This window comes from Vibrio sp. HENC-03 (assembly GCF_000305755.2).
Lineage (GTDB): Bacteria > Pseudomonadota > Gammaproteobacteria > Enterobacterales > Vibrionaceae > Vibrio > Vibrio owensii.
Map to the genome: position 1 here is coordinate 6,109 of NZ_JH976109.1, position 359 is coordinate 6,467.

2 tRNA genes are annotated in these 359 nt (G+C 46.2%); both read left to right on the top strand.

What is annotated here, in order from left to right:
• Window positions 1-27 precede the first annotated feature (27 nt).
• Window positions 28-102, top strand: a tRNA-Gly gene (locus VCHENC03_RS16910).
• A gap of 13 nt (window positions 103-115) precedes the next feature.
• Window positions 116-191 (top strand) — tRNA-Thr (locus tag VCHENC03_RS16905).
• Window positions 192-359: the final 168 nt, after the last annotated feature.

Genomic DNA, 359 nt, shown 5'->3' on the forward strand with positions numbered 1-359 from the left:
AGGAAATAGCTCTCAGAGTTACGTGTTGCGGGCATCGTATAATGGCTATTACCTCAGCCTTCCAAGCTGATGATGCGGGTTCGATTCCCGCTGCCCGCTCCACTCTAATTTGAGTGCTGATATAGCTCAGGTGGTAGAGCGCATCCTTGGTAAGGATGAGGTCGGCAGTTCGAGTCTGCCTATCAGCACCAGCTCTTAAAGTTATTTCCTTTTGATATAAGATTTACCAATTATCTTTTTTGGTTGCGTGGTCAATTCGGGCCACCTAAATCCGTACCTAGAGGGACTACTCATGTCTAAAGAAAAATTTGAACGTGTAAAACCGCACGTAAACGTTGGTACTATCGGCCACGTTGACC